The sequence below is a fragment of the Paenibacillus sp. oral taxon 786 str. D14 genome (assembly GCF_000159955.1).
GTDB lineage: Bacteria > Bacillota > Bacilli > Paenibacillales > Paenibacillaceae > Fontibacillus > Fontibacillus phoenicis.
The window spans coordinates 1-12,775 of sequence record NZ_GG695982.1; the positions used below are offsets into that span (position 1 = coordinate 1).

Below are 12,775 nucleotides of genomic sequence, written 5' to 3' on the forward strand. Positions count from 1 at the left end.
GATCGGATTGAGGCTGAACAGCGGCAAGCGGAACGATTGGAATTGATTCGGAATGAACTCGGTTACGACGTTGTGGAACAAACAGTGAACGAAGTCTGCGCATGGCTTGTTGAGGCGGGTATTGATCGCCAGTCAGCAAAGCGATCGGCTGAAAAAGTTGTACAGGCGCACCTCAGTGAACTGGATCGTGTAGATCTGCATAAAGAGGCCTTAAAGTTAGCTTTACATACACAGCCTGTCCCATCAAGTGCTTCCACAAAGCAACGCGGAAGAAGCAATTCAAAAGTGATTCTGACTGAGCCTAATGATTTGAGAGTAATCGTTTCGCAAGGAAGAAAGAAGAAGTTGTCCGCTTACGAGGCGCTGAAAGCAGTCGGATATATTAAAAATCCTTTGGAGTTCCTAGGATGAGGTATTGAACCCATGAATGAAAGTTATGCAATACCTGTTCCGTATCCTGATGAGCTTTTATATAGCGTGATTAATCGATATCACCTGAGAGCTAATAACACAAGCCCAAAATGGACATATAAAGAACTATTTGGCACGGAGAACATTATCCCGACAATTGATCTGCCAAGTCATATCGAGACGTTTTCACGCAGAAATATGCTGCATGGAATGACAGCCGATGATTGGATGAAAGACCACACTTGTTATCCGTTTTATGCTCCATTCTTGCCCAAGAATCGTGCCAATCGTTTAAAGCAACTCATGAAAGGGCCGGATGGTTCGGGGATACATGCACTTGTTGGGATTACCGCCAGTACAGTGGATAGGAACAGTGATTTGCGGTTCTGTTCTCAATGCTATGAAAAAGATATAAACCAATATGGGGAGCCGTATTGGCATCGCATTCACCAGTTGCCGGGAGTATGGGTTTGTCCGGTTCATCGGGATGTTCTGCATCGGATGACATACCCGGTTTCAGATCGATATGGGTTGACCGTTCTCCCTATTTCGAAGAAGATGTTCGGCTCAGTACCGATTGTCGCCAACTTGTCAGGTAAAACAATCAATCAGCTTTCAGACATCGCAAGAGACATTCAGGCATTAATGCAAACCAACGACTTGCCAGTTCTTTATGAATCCAGGAATATATTTCTGCCACGCTTACGGAAGCAAGGGTATGTAACCGCAGGCGGGCGTATTCGCCAGCAAAAACTTGAGGAACAGTTCGTCATTTGCTATGGGAGAGAGCTGCTGGAGATGCTGGGCAGCCTTCCATACGGTAAGGACTACACATGGCTGAATCTGGCGACAAGGTCCGCCCGGCGGGCGATTCATCCGCTGCGGCAGATGCTGCTGATCCGTTTTTTGTACGGGTCATTCAATGAATTTTTAGAACAATCCGAGGTGGATGACGCACCCTTCGGTAAAGGGCCATGGCCATGTCTGAACAAAGCAGCGGAACATTATCGAACCTCAATAATAACGGACCTGCTCATTACACGTTGTACAGATACCGGCCGGCCTGTAGGAACCTTTACTTGTGAATGCGGCTTCGCCTATTCAAGACGAGGACCGGATCAATCCGAAGAAGATAAATACCGCAGAGGGCGTATCAAATCGTTTGGTCCAGTTTGGATGGATAAGCTTCAGGTACATTTGCGAGAGGGCATTTCCTATCGTTCCATAGCAGCGTTATTGGGGGTTGATACGAATACAGTCATGAAGTACGCCAAAGGTATTGTGATAACACGCAACTTGGAACCTGCATTATTAGAAAGTCCAAGAAAATCTTTCAAACCTGTCCGATCCAAGGGATCTAAACATACACGAGTCGACTGGGGGAAACGTGATCTGGAGCTAAGTTGGATTGTCGAGGAAACATGTAGAAGGATATTATCCGATCGCAAAAATAAACCTGTCAGAATTACGATTTCAGCGATAGGCAGACGAGTCGGGAAACTGAGTTTGCTAGAAAAGCAAAAACAAAAGCTCCCTGTAACGACGAAAGTATTATCTGATTACCTTGAGTCGACATCCCAATTTCAAATTAGGAGGGTTCGATGGGCTGCTGAGCAACTGGCTGGCGAATGGCCCATAAAACGGTGGAAACTTGTGAAAAAAGCCGGACTGCGACCAGGATATGCCCAAGAGGTATCGGATGAAATTGATCGTTGTATTGGACAAAGAGCTTCAATGAATCGAATTGCATCTGCTGAGGTGACTCCATTATGGCTGCATTGACACTGCGTTCATGGCCGTTTCCGGATAATCAGGGGGTTGAGTTATTTTGGTTCGGGTCCCCTTTCATGGACTACAAGGGGAATTGGAGAGTTCGAGTCGCATTTCGAACAGAAACCGGGGACTTGAAAGTTATATCCTACCCATGGGGAACAGTCCCCTATTTGCGCATGGGACAAATCTACACCAATGGAGTATTTGATCAAGTCAAGCCATTGGAAGGCATTGTACATAGAATAACGATAAGCAGCTTGGATCAAGGTCTGATGAGTAATGGGTTTAAATTGCCCAAGCGCTTGATTGACTTCCGTCAAAATCCGGAGCTAGGGCTTCAAAAAATTATTCAGTTTCAGTTTGACGGGACGATTTATTGCTTTCCAGTGTTCGAATTCATTCGAGCCATGTTTATTAACTCCAGGTATTTGGCGTATTATTTAATGCAGCCGCACGGTCTGGAAATGTTGATCGATAATAGCGATATGAGAGGAAAAACTTTGCATTTTGATTTGAGTTTTCGTGTACCGGCCAAATTGGCAAGCGAAAGTAACGCACGTCACCTATCCTGGATTTACATTGATCCCGCTATTCGTACCATGTGGGATTCCGTTTATCAATTGATGTTCAATCAAGCGATCAAGGACTCGCCTCAAAATCCGAGCGCCAGAATGAGGAAGGGAATTCCGCTTGGCGTTGAGCTCCCGGCTGTTGGTTCTCTTGAGTTTCACGTTCGAGGAGAACAATTCAATAACTATTTCTTGGTGAAAGAGATTCTCGGTATTGGCGGTTTTAAGCATCCGGCGGAAGAGATCGTCTTTTGGCACCCATCGAAGAAGCGTCGTGAGTCGATTTCAGGGGATAAACAAGTTCGAGTTACGTCCGGATCCGAAAATAAAGACTACATATTGAATGATCAAAGCGAAAATGCCAGGGAAAATGCGAGGCAAGATGTATTGGAGACCCCTCCTACGTTTATGCGATTCTCCAATTTTCCTAGGGTTACTGCTCGTCGAGAGGATGTGAGGCATTCCCATACCGGCAATGACGTGATCGTCACCTCCGGGAGAGGCGGGAAGAACTCAGGAGGACTAGATAAAGTAAGTACACAGGATTCGATGGTCGGCGGCGATACGCCTCCTATCGATTTTCAGACGCTTGAAACCATACCAATTACAGAGGCTATCGGTCTTGAATCTTTTTTCGAGATGACTCAAATCTTAAAGCATGTCTTTCCCGGTCATATCCGGATGTCTGTGCTCAGGATTCCTCCCGGCAAAAGATTTTCTGTATGTCCAAACGGCTCCCGACGAACATGTGGGATCGTACAGGCGGATCATGGTATCACGACTAAGTTTATTATCGAAGTGGCCCGGCCGGATGATTGGTCCATTTCGACATTGATCCTCCACCCAACTCAGCAGACTGCACTAAAGACGGTTGAGCGTGACATTAAGTTGCTTCTTGAAGGGCTTGTTCAAAAAGGCGGCCACTGGGATCAGAATATTTTAAACCAATGCAACGGCTTCAATATCGAAAAGGTTAAACATTATCAGAGTGACTCAGTTAGGGATTGGGCGTATCGGATAAACGGGAAATTATCCGGCTAGACAATAGATGTTTGATTTATTTTGGTATTGAAATACTCGATTCTTGGATGGTATAATTTAGTTGGCTATTGGCAGTGAAAGAAGGTGATGAATTGATTGAATCGTTCTGGAATACTTGTTTGCTTCATGATATCACAACCCGTGATCAGCTGCTGCGCGAAGCCATTCGAGTGAAGCGGACACAACAACTACTGAAACTACAACAGTTGGCCGAAACGGAGCTAATTACGGAACCCGAGAAGCTGTTTCTGTGGATGAAGGAACGCGCTTTAGACAGGGAATTAGGTCATTTCCCCGGCGATCGGGATTTATTTTATAAATTATACCATGCAGGCAAGGACATGGACTTGTTGGAATACGCCATGCTCACCATCCAACAAGATCGGGTTACAGGGTGCATTGTCGTCCATCCTGGAATCGTCGAAAAGTTTGTCGATCAGTGTGAGCGGCGTGGTTGCAAGAACATTCTGCTTGCAGAAGCTGAAAAGTATATCAAAGGACTTGTCGAGACGAAATGTTACCATCGCCCATGGACAATCACATTGTTAACAGAAAACTACATCATCGGCAGATTATTCAAAACTTATTTCGAGCCCTACTCCAATATCCGCATCGTTCAAGGGTCCATTTATCAGCCGCTGCCTGCAGAAATTCAATTCGACGCGATCCTGGCGATGCCGAATTTCGGTATGAAAATGAACGATGACGAGGTTGCGGTTCGGGAATCCGAGGGCGCGGCGGCCAGCTATCTGCTTCCACTCTTGCAAGACGACGGGAGATTAAGCGTGACCTTGCCCGCGCGGATGCTGTTTCAATCCGGCGCGATCGCCAGCTGGCGGAAGCAAATGAATGATCAGGCGCCGGTGCAAACGATCTATTCGCTTCCGGACGGCTTGTTTCGTCCCTACACTTCCATCAAGACCTATCAGGTTGACTTTGGAAAAGCGCCTGTGGAAGAGGTGATCCTCGGGCGGCTCCATATGGAGAAGTCAAAGCTTGTGGCGGAACGGGAGATTGCCATCCATTCAGACCGGTTCCGAGAGCTGGATCATTGGCGAATCGAACTGCTGCTGGATGAAGATCAGGATACACTTCGTTCGTTCCAGCAGGCGGCGACCCCGAAAGTGAAGTTGCGCGATGTGGCAGAAATTTTTCGGGGAAAATCGATTCTTAAGCAGGATCTAAAGCCCGGGAACATTAAGGTGCTGAATATATCCAATCTGGATGACGGCGAAGTGCTATTGGATCAACTTGAAACGATTGACGAGGAAGAGAGGAAAGTGAAACGTTACGAGATTCTCCCGGGTGACCTGGTCATGACGTGCCGCGGCACCGTGAACAAGTTGGCTGTATTTCCGGAGGCTCAAGGGATGGTCATCGCTTCCTCGAATATGATCGTGATCCGATTCAAGTCGGCCATCAAGAGTCATTTTGCCAAAATGTTTCTGGAAAGCCCTGTTGGAACAGCCCTTATTCAAAGCTTCCAGCGGGGAACAACCGTGATGAATTTGAATCCAGCGGATGTGGCGGAATTGGAATTGCCCTTGGTACCGGAAGATAGACAGCAAGAAATCATACAGCAATATATCCGGGAGAAAGAACGATACAAAGAAGTCGTGCGGGAAGCGTCGGACCGTTGGGAACGAGTCAAGAGTCAGTTATATGAGCAACTCTACTGAGGAGGAATTCAGGATAATGGCAACAGCGAACATTGGATTCGAGGAAAAATTATGGAGCATGGCCGATAAGCTGCGTGGCAGCATGGATGCAGCGGAGTATAAGCATGTAGCTCTCGGTCTTCTATTTCTGAAATATGTGTCGGATGCATTTGAAGAAAAATATGAAGCATTGAAAAATGAACCGTATGCCGATCCGGAGGACCGGGACGAATACGTGGCAGAAAATATATTCTGGGTACCGAAAGAAGCGCGCTGGAGCCATATCAAGGATAACGCGAAGAAGCCGGAAATCGGGCAGATCATTGATAATGCCATGATTGCCATCGAGAAGGAAAATCCATCGCTGAAAGGCGTGCTGCCGAAAGATTACGCTAGGCCGGCGCTGGATAAAACTCGTCTTGGCGAAGTGATCGATTTGTTCTCGTTCAAAGTCGGCGATGAAGAAAGCCGTTCGAAGGATGTACTGGGGCGGGTATATGAGTATTTCCTTAGCAAATTCGCAAGCGCGGAAGGCAAGAACGGCGGGGAATTCTATACCCCGAACAGCGTTGTTCGCCTGCTCGTCGAGATGATACAGCCGTTCAAGGGCCGCGTATACGACCCCTGCTGTGGTTCCGGCGGCATGTTCGTTCAGAGCGAGAAGTTTGTAGAGGAGCATCAGGGGCGCATTGGCGATATCGCGGTGTACGGGCAGGAGTCGAATCCGACGACGTGGAAGTTGTGCAAAATGAACCTCGCCATTCGCGGCATCGACGGCAACCTTGGGGAGCATCATGCAGATACGTTCCATAATGATTTACATAAAAATCTGAAGGCCGATTACATCTTGGCGAATCCGCCATTCAATATCAGCGATTGGGGCGGTGAACGGCTGACAGATGACACTCGCTGGACGTATGGGGTGCCTCCCGCAGGGAATGCCAACTATGCGTGGATTCAGCATATCGTGAACAAGCTTGCGCCCAGCGGTGTTGCAGGCTTTGTACTTGCGAACGGCTCCATGTCGACAAGTACGACGGCGGAGTTCGAGATTCGCAGCAAGCTGGTTAACGCCGATCTGGTCGATTGCATCGTCACCTTGCCGGGGCAATTGTTCTATTCGACGCAAATTCCGGTTTGTCTTTGGTTCATCGCCAAAAATAAAGCGCCAAAGGGCTTTCGGGACCGCCGCGGCGAAATCCTGTTTATCGATGCACGCAAAATGGGTCATATGGTGGATCGGACACATCGCGAACTCAGTACGGAGGATATCCGGAAGATCGCTGATACGTACCACGCATGGCGCGGTCAGGCGGAGGTCGGAGCATACGAGGATGTGAAAGGCTTCTGCAAAGCGGCGAAGCTTGCGGATGTGCAGGAGCACGAGTATATTTTGACACCGGGGCGGTATGTTGGAATTGAGGATGTGGAGGAAGACAGCGAGCCGTTCGAGGATAAGATGGCACGGTTGACGGAGGAGTTGGCTGAGCAATTCGCCAAGTCCCGGCAATTGGAGGACGAGATTCGCAAGCGGCTTGGGGGGATCGGGTTTGAGTTTTGAGTGGAGAGAAACAACACTGGGAGAGTCGTTGGATATCAACCCCTTCTACAGTATAAGAAAAGGAACTTTGGCTAAGAAGATTTCCATGGCTGATTTAGAACCTTTTACAAGGAAGATAACTAATTATGAGGTGGCTGAATTCAATGGAGGATCAAAGTTCAAAAATGGTGATACTCTCGTGGCAAGAATAACGCCTTGTTTAGAAAATGGAAAAACGGCATACGTAAATATATTGGAAAAGGATGAAATAGGTTTTGGTTCAACGGAATTTATAGTTTTACGGGGTAAAGAAGGAATATCTGATAACAAATATGTGTACTATCTTTCCATCTCTCCGGAATTTAGAAATGTGGCGATAAAGTCAATGACCGGTACCTCTGGGCGGCAGAGAGCTCAAGTGGATGCCATCTCAAAGTGGCAGTTTCGATTACCACCAATTAAAGAGCAAAAAGAGATCTCGGCATTGCTATCATCGCTTGATGACAAGATTGAGCTTAACATCGCCATCAACAAAAACCTTGAAGAAATGGCCCAAGCTCTTTTTAAACGATGGTTTGTGGACTTCGAGTTTCCGAATGAAAACGGCGAACCGTATAAGTCCAGCGGCGGCGAGTTTGAGGAAAGCGAGTTGGGGTTGATTCCGAAGGGGTGGAAGGTAGGGAGAGCAACCGATATATTCGATGTGCAGAGTGGGGGTACACCGAAAACGAGTACATCTGAATATTGGAATGGTGAAATTCCCTTTTTTACTCCAAAAGATTGTTCGAACTCATTATATGTAATCGAAACAGAGAAAACCATCACTGAAGATGGGTTGAACAATTGCAACAGCAAGTTGTTCAAAACTGATACTGTTTTTATTACCGCAAGGGGAACGGTTGGAAAAGTTGCACTCGCAGGTAGAGACATGGCAATGAACCAATCCTGCTATGCTCTTGTCGCCAAAAGCGGTTATACCCAGAAGTACGTCTTTCATCTGACACAACAGCTAGTTAATGTATTGCGAAAAAATGCTAGTGGAGCCGTATTTGATGCAATAACAGTTTCAACTTTTCAAAATTTGAAAACTACTCTGCCAGATATTGAACTGGTAAGACATTTTGATGGGCTAGTCAATGGACTCTATTCATTGTTACTTGAAAAGGCAAATGAAACCCAAACTTTGCAGCAACTCCGCGACACCCTTCTCCCCAAACTGATGTCGGGCGAGATCCGTGTCCCTGTCGAGCAGGATCACAGTGTTCCTGATCTGCCGATGGTTGCCGAGAGCAGCACAATCTATCAATCCTAACCCCAAAGGAGGTGCAACGATGGCCTACTATACCACATCCTATACCGAAAGTGACTTAGAGCAGGCCGCACTGGAATGGTTCGAAGAACTGAACTACGAGAAAGCTTATGGTCCGGATATTTCTCCCGAAGGCGAGTATCCCGAACGGCAATTTTACCATGACGTAATCCTGAAAGACCGGCTGCGCGAGGCGCTTATTCGTATCAACAAACATGTGCCGCGTGAAGCGATTGAGGAAGCGATCCGGGTCATTGAAGTGCCGCGCAGTCCTAGCCTGCTGATCAATAACAAGGCGTTCCAGAAGATAATCACCGACGGGATCGACGTGCAGTATCAAGCCGCTAATGGCGATTATCCGACAGAGAAAGTATGGCTGTTCGACACCGATCCGGACGGGATCGACAACAACGACTTTCTGGTCGTCAACCAGTTTACCGTCGTTGAAAATCAGGGAGAGAAGCGCCCGGATATCGTCGTGTTCGTAAACGGTTTGCCGATCGCCGTATTTGAATTGAAAAGCGCCTCCAACGAAGAAGTCGGGATCAGCGATGCCTATAATCAGGTGCAGACGTATAAAGGCGCGATACCGTCCCTGTTCACGTACAACTCGTTTCTGGTCATCAGTGACGGCGTGAATGCGCGGGTAGGCACGCTGACCGCCAATGAAGACCGCTTTATGATGTGGCGCACGATTGACGGCAATGACGTGGCGCCCTCCTCCCTGCCCCAGCTTGAAGTGCTTGTGAAAGGGATGTTCGAGAAAAGCCGACTGCTCGACATTATCAAGCATTTCGTGTTGTTTCAAACCGATGGGGAGCATCTGTTCAAAATATTGGCGGGATACCACCAATACCACGCCACCAACAAGGCGATTGCAAGTACGGAACGGGCGACGATGGACGAAGGAGATCGAAAAATCGGCGTTATCTGGCATACACAAGGGTCCGGCAAAAGCTTGTCCATGGTTTTCTACGCGGGAAAACTTGTCCTGACGCTGAACAACCCGACGATCGTCGTGGTGACGGACCGGAACGATCTGGACGATCAGTTGTTCAGCACGTTCAGCAAGTCGAAGGACTTGCTCAGGCAAACGCCTCAGCAAGCGGAAAATCGGACTCATTTGCGTGAGCTCTTGTCGGTGGAGTCGGGCGGGATCATTTTCACAACGGTCCACAAGTTCACCCCCGATGAACATGAAGACAAGTATCCTGTGCTTACGGAACGCCGTAATGTGATTGTGATCGCAGACGAAGCGCATCGCAGCCAGTACGGGTTTCAGGCGGATATGGTCGCTGGGGACGACGAAGCGGCCATTAAATATGGCTATGCCAAGTATATGCGCGATGCGTTGCCGAACGCTTCCTATATTGGCTTTACCGGAACGCCGGTCGAATTGACAGACAAAAATACGCCCGCCGTTTTCGGTGACTACATCGATATTTACGATATGACCCGAGCCGTAGAAGACGGAACGACGGTCAGAATTTATTACGAAAGCCGTATTGCCCGCCTGGATTTGTCGGAGGCGGAGCGCCCGGTCATTGACAGCGAGTATGAGGATATTACGGAGTATCAGGAATACACGCAGCGGGAGCGTCTGAAGTCGCGTTGGGCCAGGCTTGAAGCGTTGGCCGGTGCAGAGAAACGGGTCAGGAAAGTCGCGCAGGATGTCGTCGAACATTTCGAGCAACGGCAGAAAGCCGGCTTCGGCAAAGCGATGATTGTTGTGATGTCGCGGCGGATTGCCATCGATATGTACAAAGCGATTGTGGCGCTCCGGCCGGATTGGCATAGCGACGACGACAATGAAGGCAAGATCAAGATCGTCATGACCGGAAGTTCCAGCGATCCGGAGGAGTGGCAACCGTTTATCGGCAACAAGCGGCGACGTGAACATCTCGCGAAGCGGATGAAAGATGTGAACGATCCGCTTCAGATCGTCATTGTCCGTGATATGTGGCTGACCGGTTTTGACGTGCCGAGCATGAATACCATGTACATCGACAAGCCGATGAAAGGTCATAATCTGATGCAGGCGATCGCCCGCGTGAATCGGGTATTCCGCGACAAGCCGGGCGGTTTGATCGTCGACTATATCGGAATTGCGGATTTACTGAAATCGGCGCTACAACAATATACGGAAAATGACCGCAAAACTGCTGGTATCGATACAGACCAAGCCGTTGACTTTATGCTGGAAAGGCTGCAGCTCATCCGCGAATTGCTTCATGGGTATGACTACAGTAAATTCGCTTCGGAGAAAGCATCCGAACGGATGAAGGCCATTGTTGAGACGGTCGATTACGTACTTGGATTAGGTGAAGAGAGCAAGCGGAACTTCCTGAATTGGACGACGGAATTGGCAAGAGCCTTCTCGCTCTGCGCGACGACTCCCGCCGCGGAGGAAGTCAATGTCGAAATCAGTTTCTTCAAAGCGGTTAAATCTGGTATAATTAAGCTGATAACAGACGAAAACAAGAGAAAAACGACGAAAGAACTCGATGCCGAGTTGAATCAGCTCATCTCGAAATCTGTCGTATCCGATGAAGTTGTCGATATTCTGGAAGCTGTAGGCTTGCAGAAACCGAACATTGCGATACTTTCGGATGAGTTTCTCGAACATGTGCGCGGGTTGAAGCAGAAAAATCTGGCTGTGGAACTTCTCCGCAGGCTGCTTCAGGGGAAAGTGAAGGCCGTTTCCCGAACCAGTATTGTGCAATCGAAGAAATTTTCCGAGATGCTGGAGGAAGCCATTCGGAAATACAACAATCGTACCATCGAAACGACACAGGTTATTGAAGAACTGATCCAGATGGCTAAAGAAATGAACGCAGCCGTCAAGCGCGGCGAAGATCTCGGTCTGATCAAGGAAGAGCTGGCTTTCTATGATGCGCTCGCTTCGAATGAATCGGCCAAGGAACTGATGGGCGATCTCATGCTGAAGCAGATTGCACATGAGCTGACCCAAGCGATCAAGAGCAACATTAAGGTCGACTGGACGCTTCGTGAAAATGTGCGGGCACAGATGCGGATTACCGTTAAACGGCTGCTGAAGAAGTACGGATATCCACCTGATCTGGAGAAGATGGCGATTGATTTGGTGCTTCAGCAGGCGGAATTGATGGCGCAGGCGGAGACGGAAGAGTTTAAATATTAACTTACAACAAGGCGTAGCAACGTGAGTCATGGGGCTATGCCTTTTAATTTTCATGAATATTTTTTGTTGTTGGGAGAATTATTATTTGATATATTTGGAACGGGAATATACGTTCCTGTTTTTGGGCAATGGCTATATTAAAGGAGATGAATATTGTGACAGTTGAACTTAGACAAAATTATAATAAAATTTTAGAAAATCTAGCAAAGGAACTTGATATATCACCAAGCAAATATCAACAAGCCGTTCAGCGGTATACTGCGGTTGGTAATTGGATTGCGGACGGAGAGTATGATGGTGTTCAGGGTGAACTTCACATTTATACTCAAGGCTCTTTTAGACTTGGTACTGTAGTTAGACCACTAAAGGAAGGAGCGGAGTCCGATTACGACATTGACTTAGTTTGTGAACTACCACTGAAAAAGTTTAGTACAACCCCTGCATCATTAAAAAAATCTATTGGCGAGAGAATAAAGGAAAACGCTATGTATCAAAAGATGCTTGATAAAGAAAAGAAGCGTTGCTGGACATTAAATTATGCAGAACAAGACGGTATAGGATTTCATCTTGATATATTGCCTTCCGTTCCCGAATCTGTTGAACTGATTGCTGATTTGATTGGACACGGCATTTCGGGAGATATAGCCCAAAAGTCGATATCGATTACGAATAGAGAAAGAGAAAATGTTTATTCATGGTCATCTAGTAATCCAAACGGGTATGCTGAATGGTTCGAAACAATTAAGAGACCAGTATTTGAAAAGATGAAAATAGTACAAAAACAATATATTTTCGAGAACAACAAAGCAATATTCAATCAAATAGATGAGGTTCCAGATCAACTAGTCAAGACACCTTTACAAAGAGCCATTCAAATTTTAAAACGTCATCGTGATGTTCGTTTTGCTGGTCACGAATGGGAAGCGGATAAGCCTATTTCCATGATAATTACTACTTTATCTGCAAGAGCATACCAACATGAAATGGATTTATATACAACCATTAAAAATATCGTTGAAAAGTTATCTACGTTAGAACAACTTCTTAATTCAGGAATTAAGTTCAGTGGAGATTTAACAATGCTTCAACTAATAAATAGAGACAAGGATGGGTATTGGATAATTCCTAACCCTGTTAATCCAGCAGAAAATTTTGCTGATCGTTGGCACGAAAACGGAAATCGGAAAGCTAAAGCGTTTTTTCAATGGATTACTTGGGTTAAGGAAGACTTAGTTGACATTCTTCAACTTTCTGATGTTGGTAAGATTACAAAAACCCTTGAACAAAGATTCGGTGAAAAGATTGTTTCTAAAA

At 46.9% G+C, this 12,775-nt stretch carries 7 protein-coding genes and 1 pseudogene; all 8 read left to right on the forward strand.

Annotated elements, in window-relative coordinates; genetic code table 11:
• Window positions 1-411, forward strand: a pseudogene (locus tag POTG_RS14930) (hypothetical protein); the annotation flags it as partial.
• 12 nt (window positions 412-423) lie between these two features.
• The gene (locus tag POTG_RS14935; RefSeq protein ID WP_009225667.1) at window positions 424-2,193 is read left to right on the forward strand and encodes a TnsD family Tn7-like transposition protein; all 1,770 of its coding nucleotides are present in this window, start codon (window positions 424-426) and stop codon (window positions 2,191-2,193) included.
• Window positions 2,181-3,794 (forward strand): Tn7-like element transposition protein TnsE, encoded by a 1,614-nt coding sequence (locus POTG_RS14940; protein ID WP_009225668.1) that lies wholly within the window; start codon window positions 2,181-2,183, stop codon window positions 3,792-3,794. Before POTG_RS14935 ends, POTG_RS14940 begins: the two co-directional genes overlap by 13 nt.
• A 74-nt stretch (window positions 3,795-3,868) precedes the next feature.
• Entirely contained in the window at window positions 3,869-5,473 is a 1,605-nt protein-coding gene (locus tag POTG_RS14945) for a restriction endonuclease subunit S (protein WP_232282317.1), read from the forward strand.
• A gap of 16 nt (window positions 5,474-5,489) precedes the next feature.
• Window positions 5,490-7,013, forward strand: a complete 1,524-nt coding sequence (locus POTG_RS14950) for a class I SAM-dependent DNA methyltransferase (protein WP_009225670.1) — start codon at window positions 5,490-5,492, stop codon at window positions 7,011-7,013.
• Entirely contained in the window at window positions 7,003-8,304 is a 1,302-nt protein-coding gene (locus POTG_RS14955) for a restriction endonuclease subunit S (protein WP_050769778.1), read from the forward strand. The genes POTG_RS14950 and POTG_RS14955 overlap by 11 nt, the downstream gene beginning before the upstream one ends.
• Before the next feature lie 19 nt (window positions 8,305-8,323).
• Window positions 8,324-11,461 (forward strand): type I restriction endonuclease subunit R, encoded by a 3,138-nt coding sequence (locus tag POTG_RS14960; RefSeq protein WP_009225672.1) that lies wholly within the window; start codon window positions 8,324-8,326, stop codon window positions 11,459-11,461.
• 155 nt (window positions 11,462-11,616) lie between these two features.
• The coding region (locus POTG_RS24415) for a nucleotidyltransferase domain-containing protein (protein WP_050769779.1) at window positions 11,617-12,775 on the forward strand (1,159 nt) is incomplete at its 3' end.

What these genes read in the sequence shown, in the direction of transcription:
- POTG_RS14950 (WP_009225670.1), top strand. Translation starts at nt 5,490, where the DNA reads ATGGCAACAGCGAACATTGGATTCGAGGAAAAATTATGGAGCATGGCC.
- POTG_RS14960 (WP_009225672.1), top strand. Translation starts at nt 8,324, where the DNA reads ATGGCCTACTATACCACATCCTATACCGAAAGTGACTTAGAGCAGGCC.
- POTG_RS14940 (WP_009225668.1), top strand. Translation starts at nt 2,181, where the DNA reads ATGGCTGCATTGACACTGCGTTCATGGCCGTTTCCGGATAATCAGGGG.
- POTG_RS14935 (WP_009225667.1), top strand. Translation starts at nt 424, where the DNA reads ATGAATGAAAGTTATGCAATACCTGTTCCGTATCCTGATGAGCTTTTA.